10 protein-coding genes are annotated in these 15,267 nt (G+C 61.1%); 2 read left to right on the top strand and 8 right to left on the bottom strand.

What is annotated here, in order from left to right; genetic code table 11:
* Positions 1-11: 11 nt before the first annotated feature.
* The 8 genes from ACQRAJ_RS02740 to ACQRAJ_RS02705 all read right to left on the bottom strand — a co-directional run bounded on the left by ACQRAJ_RS02740 (position 12) and on the right by ACQRAJ_RS02705 (position 11,487).
* The gene (locus ACQRAJ_RS02740; RefSeq protein WP_427747665.1) at positions 12-971 is read right to left on the bottom strand and encodes a 3-hydroxyacyl-CoA dehydrogenase; all 960 of its coding nucleotides are present in this window, start codon (positions 969-971) and stop codon (positions 12-14) included.
* 416 nt (positions 972-1,387) lie between these two features.
* On the bottom strand, positions 1,388-6,151 hold the full coding sequence (locus ACQRAJ_RS02735; protein WP_427728049.1) for an acyl-CoA dehydratase activase-related protein: 4,764 nt from the start codon (positions 6,149-6,151) through the stop codon (positions 1,388-1,390).
* A gap of 11 nt (positions 6,152-6,162) precedes the next feature.
* Positions 6,163-6,873 (bottom strand): TetR/AcrR family transcriptional regulator, encoded by a 711-nt coding sequence (locus ACQRAJ_RS02730; RefSeq protein ID WP_427728052.1) that lies wholly within the window; start codon positions 6,871-6,873, stop codon positions 6,163-6,165.
* Between the two features lie 120 nt (positions 6,874-6,993).
* Complete coding sequence (locus ACQRAJ_RS02725) at positions 6,994-7,851, bottom strand: HAD-IIB family hydrolase (protein WP_427747664.1); 858 nt, start codon at positions 7,849-7,851, stop codon at positions 6,994-6,996.
* Between the two features lie 84 nt (positions 7,852-7,935).
* Positions 7,936-8,274: a P-II family nitrogen regulator gene (locus ACQRAJ_RS02720; RefSeq protein WP_117734256.1), complete on the bottom strand. Its 339-nt coding sequence runs from the start codon at positions 8,272-8,274 to the stop codon at positions 7,936-7,938.
* A 156-nt stretch (positions 8,275-8,430) separates the two neighbouring features.
* Positions 8,431-9,708: an ammonium transporter gene (locus ACQRAJ_RS02715; RefSeq protein ID WP_427747663.1), complete on the bottom strand. Its 1,278-nt coding sequence runs from the start codon at positions 9,706-9,708 to the stop codon at positions 8,431-8,433.
* A 198-nt stretch (positions 9,709-9,906) separates the two neighbouring features.
* Positions 9,907-10,926: a putative ABC transporter permease gene (locus ACQRAJ_RS02710; protein WP_427728060.1), complete on the bottom strand. Its 1,020-nt coding sequence runs from the start codon at positions 10,924-10,926 to the stop codon at positions 9,907-9,909.
* A gap of 3 nt (positions 10,927-10,929) precedes the next feature.
* A complete protein-coding gene (locus ACQRAJ_RS02705) occupies positions 10,930-11,487 on the bottom strand; it encodes an HD domain-containing protein (RefSeq protein WP_427728062.1) in 558 nt (185 codons plus the stop codon).
* A 227-nt stretch (positions 11,488-11,714) separates the two neighbouring features.
* Here ACQRAJ_RS02705 and ACQRAJ_RS02700 point away from each other — a divergent pair, with 227 nt between their 5' ends.
* Both ACQRAJ_RS02700 and ACQRAJ_RS02695 read left to right on the top strand, forming a co-directional pair.
* The gene (locus tag ACQRAJ_RS02700; RefSeq protein ID WP_427728065.1) at positions 11,715-13,496 is read left to right on the top strand and encodes a 1-deoxy-D-xylulose-5-phosphate synthase; all 1,782 of its coding nucleotides are present in this window, start codon (positions 11,715-11,717) and stop codon (positions 13,494-13,496) included.
* 649 nt (positions 13,497-14,145) lie between these two features.
* The gene (locus tag ACQRAJ_RS02695) at positions 14,146-15,141 is read left to right on the top strand and encodes a glutamate ABC transporter substrate-binding protein (protein ID WP_427718227.1); all 996 of its coding nucleotides are present in this window, start codon (positions 14,146-14,148) and stop codon (positions 15,139-15,141) included.
* The last annotated feature ends 126 nt before the right edge of the window (positions 15,142-15,267 follow it).

Raw genomic sequence — 15,267 nt, 5'->3', positions numbered from 1 at the left:
GAGGAATCTTTTTAGTACTTGAAGAAACCCTCGCCCGAGCTTTCGCCCAGCTTGCCTTCGTCGAGCATCTGCTTGAGGACGGATGCCATAGCCTTAAAGTTGTAGGGCATCATCATCTTTTTGAGCAGCGGGCTCACCAAGCCCGGCACCTTCTGATACTGCATGACGATGTTGTAGGCCGTCTGGATGCCCACGGTGTCGAACACGCGGAACGGGCCCTTGGGCGCGCCAGTGCCGCGCGTCCATGCGAGGTCGATGCTCTTGGGGTCGCTGACGCCCGAAACGTACAGATCAAGGCCCGAAAGCAGCCACGGCACCAGCATGGAATTGAGCAGATAGCCGTTCTTTTCCTTGTTGACAGGAAGTGCCAACATGCGAATGTCGTTGGCGAAGTCGACGAGCTCATCGAAATAGCGCTTGTCGGTCTGGTCCTGAGCCATGACCTCGGTCATGTTGTTCTTCCAGATGGAGTTGGCAAAGTGCAGCGACAGGTACTTCTCGGGGCGGCCGGTGTACTTGGCAAAGGTGCTCGGCAGCAGCGTGGAGGAGTTCGTCACGACAACAGTCTTTTGCGGGAGAACCGGGGCGAGCTTCTTGTAGAAGTCGATCTTTGCCTGGGTGTCCTCGGCCATCGACTCGATAACCAGATCGGCGTCGGCCACTGCCTTGGCAAGATCGAGCTCTAGCTTGAGTGTGGAGTAGGCACGCTCGACGGCGGCGAGCGCCGCCTCCTTGTCGAAGGGCTGGTCGCTATCGGCGATACCGGCACACCACTCGCCCGTGCCGTCCGCCATGCCCTCGATAGCCGCGATGTACTCCTCGCGCACATGATCGATCTTGGGCTGAGTGCGGCCGATGCTGCCCTCGCTGCGCAGCCAGATCGTCACATCGAAGCCGCAGTAGGCAGCCTGAAAGGCAATCTGGCTTCCCAACACGCCGCCACCGGCAACACAAACGGTCTTGTAGCTCATAGGAACAGTCCTCTCTTACGTAATTCCATGGATGTGTATTTATTCAACCGTAAGGATGACGCGCGCTGAGGGTGGGTTCCATAAACGGACGGTAATTTGCGGCGAACGGCTACATATGTTCATTATCTCTCGATTTTGAGGGCATTTTTTGGCGCTGCTGAACCGCTGTTTTCGGAAGTGCGGGGAAAAATCGGGTTTCGCCGACCAGACCGGCTTTATTTACAACAAAACCGCAGGTCGCGAGAGTCTAAAAAGGCGGTGTGCTCAGGAGGTTCGCGTTTTTCCCCGCACTTCCGAAATTCGAGTGCACAGAATGCTGCAACAAAACGATTTACGCAACATATGTCCAGCAAAAACGGGTGGTAGCCGGTACGGCTGCCACCCGTTTGCCTCATATCTAGCGCATAGCAGGCCAACTACTTCTTAATGCCGCGTCCCAGACGCTTGGCGACCGATGCAACGGCCTCCTCGCTGGCCGAGCCACAGCTCACGCAGCCACCATGGTCACGCATCTGGCCGGTGACCTCGTCCATCGCGAGCGGCGCCACCTTCTCGAGCTTAAAGCCCTTACCGGCGCGCATGTTTTCCTTGGCCACGCTGATCATGAGCTTAATGCGGTTGAGCTGGTTGACCTCGGACGCGCCGGGGTCGTAGTCCACCGCGACAATGTTGCTCTCGGGGTGCTGACGGCGCAGCTCCTTGATCACGGCCTTGCCCACCACGTGGTTAGGCAGGCACGCAAAGGGCTGCGTGCAGATGATGTTGGGCGCGCCATGGTCAATCAGGTCGAGCATCTCGGCCGTGAGCAGCCAGCCTTCGCCCATGTTGTTGCACACCGAAAGCACCGTACGGGCCTTGTCCGCCATGGTGCCGATGCGCTCGGGCGCCTCAAAGCGGCGGGACTTTTGGAGCAGCTCCTCCACCGGCGTACGCATCCAGTCCACGAGCTTGATGAGCGCCTGCATACCAGCGCGCGTGGTTGCAGAGCTTCCGAGCTCATCCTTCTGCAGCTCGGCGTTGCTCATGGAGTACAGGAAGAAGTCGAGCAGGCCCGGCACCACGGCCTCGCAGCCCTCGCGCTCGATAACGTCGACCACGTGGTTGTTGGCTGTGGGGTGGAACTTGACCAAGATCTCGCCGACCACGCCCACGCGCGGCTTGGTGCCCTCACCCACGAGCGGCATGGTGTCGAACGCGCGGATGGCCTCGCGGCACAGCTTGGTGTAGTTGTGGCGGTTGAACTTGGGCGCCAGCTTGCGGGCGCGCGCCATGTACTCCTCGTAGAGTGCGTTGGCGGCACCGGGCGTAGCCTCGTATGGACGACAGCGATAAAGCATCTGCATCATCACGTCGCCAAAGAGCACCGCGTAGACTGCCTGCTTAAGCAGCGCCGGCGTAATTTTAAAGCCGGGGTTGTCCTCACCGAGCGCCACCGCCGAAAGCGAGATCACCGGAATCTCGGGGTGGCCGCTCTCGCGCAGGGCCTTGCGGATGAGTGCGATGTAGTTGGTGGCACGGCAGCCGCCGCCTGTCTGGCTGATAACCACGGCCGTCTTGGACAGGTCGTACCGGCCGCTCTCGATGGCCTCCATAATCTGGCCGGTCACCAAAATGGACGGATAGCAAATGTCATTGTTCACATAGCGCAGGCCGGCCTCGACGGCGTCGTGATCGGTCGAGGGCAGCAGCTCCAAGTTGTAGCCGGCACCGCGGAACACCTCTTTGACCAGGTCAAAGTGGATCGGCGCCATCTGCGGGCACAGGATGGTGTAGCCCTCCTCGCGCATCTGCTCGGTAAAGGGCACCTTGGGCCACGCGGTCGATGCGCTCTCGCGCTGAGCCTCGAACGTGTACTTGCGGCTCGCGAATGCGGGGGCATCCGTGGAGGGAGCCACCGGCGCGGCATCGCCCTGCTCGTAGGTCTCGCCCGCGGCCGCGGCCTCGGCCAAACGCTCGGCCTCCTGGTCCTTAAGCGCGGCCATGAGCGAGCGGATGCGGATGCGCGCGGCGCCCAGATTGGACACCTCGTCGATCTTGAGCACGGTATAGATCTTGCCGCTGGCCTCCAGAATCTCCTGCACCTGATCGGTAGTCAGAGCGTCCAGGCCGCAGCCGAAAGAGTTGAGCTGGATCAGGTCCAGGTCGTTGCGCATCGTCACAAAACGGGCGACGGCGTACAGGCGGCTGTGGTACATCCACTGGTCGACGACGCGGATGGGGCGCTCGGGCTTCACCAGGTGCGCAAGCGAATCCTCGGTAAAGACCGCAAAGCCAAAGCTCGAGATAAGCTCGGGCAGGGCGTGGTTGATCTCGGGGTCGTTGTGGTAGGGGCGGCCGGCGAGCACGATGCCGTGACCGCCGTGGTCCTCGACCCACTTAAGGGTCTCCTCGCCCATGGTCTGGATGTCCTCGTGGAAGCGTGCATCGGCCTCAAAGGCAGCGTTGACGGCGGCATCGACCTCGGAGCGCGTGATCTTGGGACCGCGCACGCGACCGCGACCGGCCTCAGCATCGGCCACGCGGTCGACGGCAAGCACCTGGTACAAGCGGCGCTTGAGCTCGGTCTTGTCGTGATAGGGCACAAACGGGTACAGGAACTCGATGTTCTGCTCACGGATCTCGTCGATGTTGAGCGCCAGCGCCGTGGGGTAGCTCATGACGATGGGGCAGTTATAGCAATTGCCAGCCGTCGGATCCTCCTTGCGCTCCCAGCGCACGCACGGCATCCAGATAAAGTCGACATCGCGGTCGATAAGGTTCATCACGTGGCCGTGGCTCATCTTGGCCGGATAGCACACGCTCTCGGACGGCATGGACTCGATGCCCGCCTGGTAGGTCTTCTTGCTCGACTGGTCGGACAGCTGCACGCTAAAGCCCAAGCGCGTAAAGAACGCGTGCCAGAAGGGGTAGTTCTCGTACATGTTGAGTGCGCGCGGGATACCCACGGTGCCGCGCGGGGCCTCGTCGGGGCTCAGCACCTCGCGATTAAAGAGCAACTCGTTTTTCTTTTTGAAGAGGTTAGGGGCCTCGGTCTTTTGCTTTTTGTGGCCGGCGCCCTTCTCGCAGCGGTTGCCGGTAATGAAGCGCCTACCGCCGCCAAAGTCGTTGACGGTGAGCTGGCAGTTGTTGGAGCAGCGACCGCAGCGGACGTGCTTTTGCGTCACAGTGAGGTGCGCGATGTCCTCGGCCGAAAGGATGGTCGAGGTGCCGTCGGCGCCAGCGCGATCGCGGGCGAGCAAGGCCGCACCATAGGCGCCCATGCAGCCGGCGATGTCGGGACGCACGGCGTGAACGCCGGTGAGCTGCTCAAACGCGCGCAGCGTGGCATCGGACATAAAGGTGCCGCCCTGGACGATCACCTGGCTTCCGATCTCCTTGGGATCGCGCAGCTTAATGACCTTGAACAGGGCATTCTTAATGACGGAATAGGACAGACCGGCCGCGATGTCGCCCACCGTGGCGCCTTCCTTTTGCGCCTGCTTAACACGCGAATTCATAAAGACCGTGCAGCGACTGCCCAGGTCCACCGGAGCCTTGGCATGGATGGCGGCGTCGGCGAACGCGCGCACGTCCATGTTCATAGAGACGGCGAAGCTCTCGATAAAGCTACCGCAGCCCGACGAGCAGGCCTCGTTGAGCATGATGTGCTCGATAACGCCGTCCTTGACGCGCAGGCACTTCATGTCCTGGCCGCCGATGTCCAGGATAAACTCGACGCCGGGCAGGAATGCCTTGGCTCCGCGCAGGTGCGCGACGGTCTCGATCTCGCCGGAGTCGGCCTTGAGGGCCTCGATGAGCAGCGCCTCGCCGTAACCCGTGGTGGTCACGTGGCCGATGGTGCAGCCGGCGGGGATGTGGTTGTAGAAATCGGCCATGATGACCTTGGCCGTACCCAGGATGTCACCGTTGTTATTGCCGTACCAGGTATGCAGCAACTGGCCGTCCTCACCCACAAGCGCGGCCTTCATGGTGGTGGAACCGGCGTCGATACCGATGAACACGCGACCGGTGTAGCCTTCGAGCTTGCCCTTGGGGACGACTTCGGTGTCGTGGCGGGTCTTGAACTCGGCAAAGTCCTCGTCGGTGGCAAAGAGCGGATCCAGACGCTCGACCTCGGCGCCCTGTGTGTCACCCAGGGCATCGATGGCCTCGATGAGCTGCGGGAACGTGCTGAGCTTATTGGACTCGTGCGCCATGGCGGCACCGCTCGCCACAAACAGGTGAGCATTTTGGGGCACGATGCGGTGCTCCTCGTCCAGGTTGAGCGTGAGGTAGAAGCGATGGCGCAGCTCGGAGAGATACTGCAGCGGGCCGCCCAGGAAGGCGACGTTACCGCGGATGGGACGGCCGCACGCCAGGCCCGAGATGGTCTGGGTCACGACAGCCTGGAAGATGGAGGCGGCCACGTCCTCGGGGCGGGCGCCCTCGTTGAGCAGCGGCTGCACGTCGGTCTTGGCAAAAACGCCGCAGCGGCTGGCGATGGGATAGATGGTGGTGGCGTTGGCCGCGAGTTCGTTAAGGCCGCTGGCGTCGGTGTGCAGCAGGGTTGCCATCTGGTCGATGAACGCACCCGTACCGCCGGCACAGGTGCCGTTCATGCGCTGCTCGATGCCGTTATCGAAGTAGATGATCTTGGCGTCCTCGCCGCCCAGCTCGATGGCGACATCGGTGGCCGGGATGAGGGTCTCGACGGCGCGTTTGCTGGCGATGACCTCTTGGACAAACTCCAGGTCGAGCCATTGGGACAGCAGCAGACCGCCCGAGCCGGTAATGGCGCAGGTCATCTGGGCCGTCGGCAGCACGGCCGCAGCGCCCTCGAACAGGTCGCGGGCGCAAGCGCGGACGTCGGTGTGGTGGCGCTGGTACTTGGCGTAGACGATCTGGTTGTCATCGTTGAGCACGGCGAGTTTAACGGTGGTGGAGCCCACATCGATGCCCAGGTGCAGGTTGCCGTGGGCGGCCTCGGGGTTGAAGATTGCGCCTTCGGGGGCGTGGGCGGTGGCTGCGGGCTCGCTAGCGACGGACGTCTCCCCTACCGAGTTCTTGGCATCGGCAACTGCCTCGGCAACTTTCTCGGCAGCCGCGGTCGCGGCCTTCTGCGCGGCGTCCACCACGGTGGGCGCAGCCTCGCGTGCGGCGGCGACCATGCGGTCCTTGATGCCCTCGACGAGTTTGCTCATTGTCTCTCCTCTTAGTTGTTGGACTCGACGGTTGCGGGGGTGTCGGCCGCGTCCTCGAGCTGCAAGTTCAATAGCTTCATGCCGTACTCCGGCACGTTGATATCGATGGGTTGGCCATACAGGTCACCAGGACGCACAAAAGCGAGCACCGTCATCATGCGCGCCATGGCCTCGGGCGATTCGGTGAGCCCACGCTCAAACCAGCGCTGAATCATGCCGACCTCGGCACTCACGACGTAGGTGACGTAGTAGTCAAAGAACGTGCCCAGCGCCAGGCCCAAAATGCCCGTCTGTGCACGCGGCACCACAGCCTCACGTGCGGTGTCGATAATCCTTTTAATGAAGGCCTGGTCGCCGCCCGGACCCAGCAGCGCACCGATCAAGTCGCGGTTGGCCGCAAGATAACGCAGTAGCTCAACCGAACCGGGCGCCGGCTCGAGCTCATCGATGTTGTGATAGAGATCGGGCAGCCGAGCTGCGGTGATGAGCTCAATACGCTCACGGATCTCGGCCAGCAAGCCGTCCTCGATTTGATTGATAAAGTCGGGGATATCGCGGTAGTGCGAATAGAACGTACGGCGCGTGAGGCCAGCACGCTCGGTGAGCGACGCGACGTTAATGCGCGAAAGATCGCCGCTTTCGGCTAGTTCGCTGGCAAGTGCCTGGCGAAGGGCACGCTGCGAGCGAAGGGACCGGCGATCGCATTTCTCGAGCTGGGACAAGCGTCCTCCTTGTTACTCTGCCTGTGCGCTATTGCACAGTGCGAGTATTATTGCACACCGTGTGTATCAACACGTAAAGGCAATATTTGGATGCGACGAAGGGGCAGTCCCTTTGTCACATTATTCGATGATGGTGCGGGAATTTTGCTTATGCATGGTGGCAAGCATGTGTTTGGGGACGGCATGGACCATGCAGCTGCCGATAGTCGCGCTCGCGGCGGCCTTGGCGGCATCGCTGCCGTTTTTGGTCGCGTAGCTGTGGCGGAAGCGCTTGAGCATGGCGATGTCGTTGCCGCCGTCGCCGTAAACCGCGACCTCGTCCTCGGCAATGCCGTAGTAGCCCGCCAACCAGGCCACGCTCTCACCCTTGTTGCACGCCACGTCCGTGATCTCGAACATCACCGGATCGAACGGCGCGTTGACCACGCGGTCCGAGCGCTCGGCCAAATACGCCTTAAGGTCGCGCTCCAGCTCGGGCGAGGTCACGCGACAATTGATCTTGCATACGTCATGGCGCAGGATGTCACCGATCGACTGGTCGAAATATTGCTCCTCGTGATACCCCCCACGTGCACGCATGCCGCGCATCACGATGCGCCTGATAGGACTGTCCTTTTTAAAGCCCGCCTGGTGCATCTCGAACGATCCGCTCGAGAACATGCCATCGGGCGTGGAGCAATCAAAGCAAATGCCCGGGAACTTCTTGAGCAGCTCCTCGGTAATCTGCGGGTCGATGGTCCAGGTCTTGAGCACCTCGCCATGGCTGTTGCGCACGATGGATCCGTTGGAGCAGCAGGCGTCGAGTGCCAGACCTGTAAAGCCATGTTCGCCGATCGGCAGCGTCGAGCGCCCGGTTGCGGGAACCACATGCAGGCCAGCCTCGGTCAGCTCGCGAATGGCACGGCGAATGGTCCCGTCTGCCTCGTGCAGGGCGTTCAGCAGCGTTCCGTCTAAGTCACTCGCAAACATCTTGATCATGGGCATGCCTCTCCTTCGTCTGCACGATATTGTAGACGAGAACGGGCGCGCCCCAAGAGAGGCACACCCGTCAGGCGGTCGATTCTACACCGCGGCGGGGCCGTGTTCGCCGGTGCGGATGCGGATAACTTCCTCGACCGGCTCAACCCAAATCTTGCCGTCTCCAACGGCACCGGTGCGAGCGGCGTTGCAGATAATCTCGACAATTCCGTCGACATGTTCATCGGCGCAGATGAGGGTGAACTGCACCTTAGGGATCGTGTTGACAAGCAACTCGTTGCCGCGCACATATTCCTTCCAGCCATGCTGCGCACCGCAGCCCTGCACCTGGTTGATGGTCATGCCACGAACATCGGCAGCAAACAGCGCATCTTTAAGAACCTCAAGCTTCTCGGCACGAACGATCGCCGTAATCTTCTTCATAGTGAATTCCTCTCTTTAATAAAAGAAATTGATTGTCCTTCACATGGCACGGGTTTTCCAGGTGCCCGAGATTGCCCCGAAAGAGGAGCGCCGCGTACTTCGGTACGCAAGCGACGGCTTGAGGGGCAAGGTCGGGTGCCTGGGAAAGCCGTGCCGCTAGTCAAGTCCCGAGAAGGAGGGATAAGCGCTCTCGCCGTGCTGACTCGCATCCAAGCCCAGTGCCTCGTCTGCCTCGTCCACGCGCAGGCTGCCGCGGAACAGCGCCTTGACCACCGCAGCGATCACCAAGTCGAGCACCAGTACAAGAGCGACCGTCACCACAATGCCCAAAATCTGCGAGATGAGCAGCGACACGTCGCCCGTGTAGAACAGGCCGCCCTTACCGGTCCACGAGAGCTCCGGCACGCAGAACAGGCCCGTGAGCACGCCGCCCAAGATGCCGCCGATGCCGTGGCAGCCAAACGCGTCGAGCGCATCGTCGTAGCCAAACTTGGTCTTAAGATGGCTGATAGCCAGGTAGCAGACAGGTGATACGATCAGGCCCATGACCAGCGCCGCCCACGGCTCGACAAAGCCCGCACCCGGCGTGACCACCACAAGGCCCGCAACCAGACCGGTGCTGGCACCCACCAGCGTGGGGCGACCGGTGCGCAAGCGCTCAACGGCAAGCCACGAGACCATGCCCGCCGCGCTGGCCGTCACGGTGTTGAGGATGGCGAGCGCGGCCACGGCGTCGGCCTTAAACTCGCTGCCGCCGTTAAAGCCAAACCAGCCAAACCAAAGCAGGCCGGCGCCCAGCGCCACAAACGGCACGTTATGCGGGCGGTAGCTCACCATGCCAAAGCCGCGACGACGGCCGAGCATTAAGCAGAGAATCAGGCCCGTGAGACCGGACGAGATGTGCACCACGTCGCCGCCCGCAAAGTCGAGCGCACCGATGACGTCGCCGATAAAGGAACCCTCACCGCCCCAGACCATGTGGGCGAGCGGCGCATAGACCACGAGCAGCCAAATGCCCAGGAAGGCCGTCATGGCACCAAACTTAACGCGGCCGGCCAGGCTGCCCGTGACGATAGCAGCCGTGATCATGGCAAACGCCATTTGGAAGGCGATGTTGATGATTTGAGGGTAGACGGCACCGTCCGCAGCATTGCCCTCGGCCGCCTGCAGCACCTGGTTGAGCACCGGCAAGCACAGCAGCTGGTCAAGGCCTCCAATAAACGGGCTCGAGCCGTCGCCGCCGTAGGCCAGCGACCAGCCGGCAACAATCCACAGCACACCAACCAGGCCAATGGCGCCAAAGCACATAAGCATGGTGTTGATGACATTTTTGCGCCTGGACAGGCCACCATAGAAAAACGCCAGACCCGGTGTCATTAAAAACACGAGCATGGTGCAGATGAGCATAAACGTTGTCGATCCCGTATCGTACATTCGCTCCCCTTTGGTCGCATGAACGTTGTCGGCGCCCATAATGCGGCCGAGGGGCAACTGGTGTAGACCAGATACGGCGTTGTTAAACGCTGCGTTGTCGAATGGAAACGGTGCCGCAATCTTGGAAACGGCGCGGCAACGGACGCGAAACGAACGGGAAATACGCGAGCAAGGGAGCCGTGAGCGTGCCCTTCCCGGCTAGCGCCGAAACAGCTCGTGGGCGCGGTCGCGGAGATTAGTTGCTCGAATGACACCTTCGTAGCGATTGATGCGCAGACGCGGGAAGGCATTGAAGAAGCGCAGGTCGCGACGGCTGAGCGACACACTCGGCACCGGACGGCTCATGCGCTTACCGGCAAGGCGACGACTGAGCGACGGACGCGGCATGCTCGGCGCGGCATCGGCGACGCGGCGGGCGGCAAGCGCCAGGCCGCGAGCACCATCCGAGATAAACGTCGGCATCGAAGCCTTCTCGCGCAGGGCATCGAGCGCCGCGTCGCCCAGCTCGGCCAGCCACGCGTTAACGGCGCGGCTACGGATATGCGTCTGCGCTACCGAGTCAATCGTCGAATCGGGAATACGTTCGAGCATGGAGTCCGAGGCATCGGCAAGCGACTCATTGATGCGGTCGGCAAGGTCGGCGCGCACACGCTCCAGCTGATCGGACAGGCGACGCCAACTGGCCAAAGAGAACACCGCGTCGACCATCATCGCAACCGCGACGATAAAGGCGGACAGCCGCACAATCAGCACCGGCAGATGGCCAAGCAGTCCCAGCAATGCCGGCTCCACTAAACGACAAATGCACAACGCGCCCAGGCCAAACGCGCAGGCCCAGTACAGGCAGATACGTCCGTGCAAGTTAAACGGCAGGTGCGAATAGTCCCAAAAGCGTGCGCCTGTTGTCTTTTCCAATAGAAGGCCCACACTGTACTCGATTACGCTGCACACAAGCGCCGCGGCGACAAACTGGCTCGACGCGTCAGGAATTCCGCGCAACAGCAGCCAGCAGGCAATGCCGCCCGCGCCATAGATAGGGCAGCACGGCCCCAGCAAAAAGCCACTGTTGGCAAATCGCCCGTGGTTGAGCATGGCGCAGACTGTCGATTCCCATGCCCAACCGCAAAAACCGTAGAAGGCAAACGAGAGCACCAGCGCCGAGAGCGGGCAGGCGGCAAGCGTCGCGCCGTCAAATGCCATGTCGATCGCGGTCCCCACCGTCTATCCTCTCCTCTTTTCACTCGAATCTTTGCTCGAGCCGTCGCTCGAGCCCTCGTTCGAATCGTTCGCGCCGTCTTTGCGCGGCAGACGGCCGGCGACCGTCTCGCGCAGAGCGCACCATTTATCCGCCAGGCACACAATCCATGCCTCACGACACGTCGGCGGCACCGGCACCAGCGGAAACATATGCCGCACGATAATATTCCGCTCGCGCGACGTCAGCTCAAAATCTTCCTCCGCACGCGCCAGGGCAAAAAACGGATGCCGAAAGCCATGCAGCCGATGGCTTGGGTCGGGATCGTGCCAGTCATAAAGAAAGTAATCGTGCAGCAGGGCCCCTCGCAACAGCGAGCCGCGGTCGACGGAGATACCGACACGGCCCAAGCGCTCGGCAAAGGACAGGCTCGCCCGCGCTACCGAAGTCACATGTGCATATACCGTCACGTCGCCATGCTGGATAAACTCGCGCGTCAGGTCCAGACGACCCGCCTGGGCGAGCTGACGGGCGGCATAGTCGACCTCGTGCGCGATTTTCTCGGCACGAACGACATCGGACATGCTGCCTCCTTCCAGCGACACACGGCGACAAGCCACAGCCTGCACGCATTGAATAAATCATCATCGAATCTACCAGTATGGCATCGGACAAAACGTTTTGTCCCACCAGTTGGCGAATTACCGCGCCGCCGTCACATATCAAACGCCAAAATGTGCGAGACTGTTTTGTGCAATTGTGCCGGCCGAGGGAGCGCCGGCGCTCGATTCGCATGGAGTAACCCACAACGATGCTGCTTACGCAAACGACAACGCCCGAGGACGTCAAGGCTCTCGACCGCGCCGAGCTTCCGCTGCTCTGCGGCGAGATCCGCCAGGCAATCCTCGAAAGCTCCGCCGCCGTCGGTGGGCACGTTGCCCCCAACCTGGGCGTCGTTGAGCTTACGGTTGCGCTTCATCGCGTGTTTAACTCCCCCATCGACAAGATTGTCTTTGACGTTTCGCACCAGACCTACGCCCACAAGGCGCTGACGGGGCGCGCGTACACCTATATCGATCCGGAGCGTTATGGTGAGGCTTCTGGCTTTGCCAATCCCGACGAGTCCGAGCACGACCTGTTTGCCATGGGCCATACCTCCACGTCGGTGAGCCTGGGCTGCGGCCTTGCGCACGCTCGTGACCTGGCGGGCGACACGTATAACGTCATTACCGTTATTGGCGACGGCTCGCTTTCGGGCGGCCTGGCGTTTGAGGGCTTTAACAACGCCGCCGAGCTCGACAGCAACTTGATCATCATCGTCAACGATAACGACCAGTCCATCGCCGAAAACCATGGCGGCCTGTATCGCAATCTGGCCGAACTGCGCGCCAGCAACGGCACCTGTGAGCGCAATGTTTTCCGCGCGATGGGGCTCGACTACCGCTATCTGGACGCCGGTAACGATGTGTTGGCCCTCGTCGACGCGCTGCAGGAACTGCGCAATATCGATCATCCCATCGTGCTGCATGTCTCCACCGCCAAGGGCAAGGGCTTTGAGCCAGCCCAGAGCGACCCCGAGCGCTGGCACCATGTGGGTCCGTTTGACATGACTACTGGGCGCAAGCTCTGCCCGGGCCATCCGAGCGAGCCTGCGCCGCGCACCTATGCCGACATTACGGGCGAGGCGCTCAGCGCCGCCATCGAGCGCGATCCGCAGGTCGTGGGCATCACGGCCGCCACGCCCTACATCATGGGCTTTACACCCGAGCTTCGCGCCGCGGCCGGCAAACAGTTCGTCGATGTGGGCATTGCCGAGGAGCACGCCGTGACCTTTGCCACCGCGCTTGCGCGCTCGGGCGCCAAGCCAGTCTTTGGTGTGTACGGCACGTTTTTACAGCGCGCCTACGACGAGTTGTGGCACGACCTGTGCCTCAACGACACCCCCGCAACCATCCTGGTGTTTGGCGCGTCGATCTTTGGCACCACATCCGAGACGCACCTCTCGTTCTTTGATATATCCATGCTGGGCGGACTTCCCAACATGCGCTATCTGGCACCGGCCTGCATGGAGGAATACCTGTCCATGCTGAGCTGGTCGCTCGACCACCGCGAGCATCCCGTGGCGATCCGCGTTCCGGGCATTGGCCTGGTTAGCCGCCCCGATTTGGCGCCCGCCGAGGACACCGACTACAGCGCCGTTCGCTACGACGTGGTGCGTCAGGGCCGCGACGTTGCCGTGCTCGCGCTTGGCGATTTCTTTGAGCTGGGCGAGCGCGTGACAAACCGCTTGGCTGCCGAATACGGCATAGAGGCCACGCTCGTCAACCCGCGCTTTGCAACCGAGCTTGACCGCGAGTCTCTCGATGGCCTTGCCGCCGAGCATCGCGTTGTCGTCACCCTCGAGGACGGCATCTTGGACGGTGGCTGGGGCGAGCGCGTCGCGTGCTACTTGTCCTGCACGCCCGTGCGCACGCGCACCTTTGGCATCGCCAAGGGCTTTCCCGACCGCTACGACCCCAACGAGTTGCTTGCTCAGAACGGCATGACGATTGAGAACATGGCCGCCGAAGCAGTACGCCTGCTGAACGAGTAGAAAAACCTCCGCAAGGGAAGCACCCCTGCGGAGGTTTTTATTTTCCCAACTCAATTGTCTCGATCTGTAACACCTAGAGGACAAATCCTCGCCCAATTGTTACAGATCTAGACAAACCGTCTTTGCCCCTGTTGTTTGTCTCAATCTGTAACAGATAGAGACCTTTTGTCCGTCCAGATGTTACAGATCGAGACACTCAAATCCCCCTAAAGAGAAAATCTCAATCTGTAACAGTTACTCGGCAAAAATGGCTGCAGATGTTACAGATTGAGACAAAACATCGAGGCAGGCCGCCACATCTGCAAGAACCACCACAAAGGTGCCCGTCCCCTTTGTGGTGGTTTTAAGTCATGGTCGGCGCGAAAAACGAATAGCCGTTCATACGCGATCTCCTTACTTATATATGTCGCGTTGCCGCCATTATAGCGACCGCCGCGAGCGACCATGCTGTCCGCAAAACGCTATCTCAGCTGTAATAATCGACGTTTGCCCAGATAAAACCTGCCAAAATAAACCTGTCCCTTTTTGGTAGGTAGAATTACCCATAAGGTAAGTATGTTTCTGAGTTATTTCGTGTTGACCCATTTGAGCGCGATAGGGTATAACTCTATTCAACCGCTAGGGATTTTATTGAGAAAGGTGTTCTACCATGAGCAAGAACCTCTCCCAGCAGGTCGTTCTCGACCGTCGTGGCTTCATCGCCGCCACCTTTGCAACCGTCGCCGGCCTTGGTCTTGCCGGCTGCTCCGACACCAGCGCCGAGGCCGACAAGGGTTCCGCCGCCGGCTCCTCCAAGAGTCCCGAGGACACCGAGGCTTCCACCACGCTCGATGCCAAGGCATTCGACAAGCTCGTCGACAACGGCCCCAAGGCCGATGATGACGCCATCGCCGCCAGCACCTGGGCCACGGCCGTCAAGGACGCCGGCGTCTTTAAGATCGGTGGCGTTCAGACCTCCACGCTCTTCTCCCTCCTCAACGAGAAGGACGGCAAGACCCGTGGCTTCGACGCCGGCATCGCGCAGCTCCTGTCCAACTACATTCTGGGCGAGAACAAGGTCGAGATCACCCAGGTGACCTCGGACACTCGTGAGTCCGTCCTGCAGAACGGCCAGGTCGATGCCGTCTTTGCCACCTACACCATTACCGATGAGCGCAAGAAGCTTGTCTCCTTTGCCGGCCCCTACTACTACACCCAGCAGGCCATCCTGGTGCTCGCCGACAACGACGACATCAAGAGCGTCGACGACCTGGCCGACAAGAACGTCGCCGTCCAGTCCGGCTCCAACGGCCCCGCCATCCTGGAGGAGTTCGCCCCCAAGGCCAGCCAGCAGGAGTTCAAGACCGACGAGGAGGCCCGCCAGGCACTTCAGCAGGGCCGCGTTGACGCCTACGTCATCGACAACAACATGCAGCAGAGCGCCCTGGTCCGCGAGCCCGGTAAGTACAAGATCGCCGGCAAGCCCTTCGGCAGCAAAGAGCCCTACGGCATCGGCCTGCCGCTCGATTCCGACGGCGTCGCCTTTGTCAACGACTTCCTTAAGAAGATCGAGGACGATGGCACCTGGACCGAGCTGTGGCAGATCTGCATCGGCGATCGCACGGGCGACACCAACGTTCCCGAGCTGCCCGAGATCGGCGCCTAGACAGCGAGCCCAGTAACGGCCGCTACGAAACCATACGGAAACGCACGATGCGCTTTATTGCGCTAAACTGTTTCCACACTGAGTTGTCGGGGCTTCCGTACACACGGGAGCCCCTTTCCTTATCGG

Origin of the sequence: Collinsella sp. SGI.184, from assembly GCF_050313415.1 — a bacterium.
GTDB lineage: Bacteria > Actinomycetota > Coriobacteriia > Coriobacteriales > Coriobacteriaceae > Collinsella.
Note: the sequence above shows the minus strand (reverse complement) of the source record. Positions and strands in the feature narration are given on the sequence as shown.